General features: G+C 65.8%; 1 protein-coding gene. It reads right to left on the reverse strand.

Annotated features, from left to right (window positions below; translation table 11 throughout):
- On the reverse strand, window positions 1-228 hold a 228-nt coding region (locus AAEY83_RS18930), incomplete at its 3' end, for a radical SAM protein (RefSeq protein WP_351061796.1).
- Window positions 229-231: the final 3 nt, after the last annotated feature.

Raw genomic sequence — 231 nt, forward strand, 5'->3', positions numbered from 1 at the left:
GTCCTGACGCACCAGCGGTTCGCCGCCGGAAAAGCCCAATTGCGCCGCGCCCATCTCCCGCGCTTCGCGGAACACCTTGATCCATTGCTCGGTGGTCAGCTCTTTGCCCTGCTCGGCGAAATCCAGCGGATTGGAGCAGTACGGGCATTGCAGCGGGCAGCGGTAGGTCAGCTCGGCGAGCAGCCACAGCGGCAGGCCGACTTGCGGTTTGGCCGGCAGATCAGCCAAGGG

Source organism: Psychrobacter sp. TB20-MNA-CIBAN-0197 (assembly GCF_040309765.1).
Lineage (GTDB): Bacteria > Pseudomonadota > Gammaproteobacteria > Pseudomonadales > Moraxellaceae > Psychrobacter > Psychrobacter submarinus.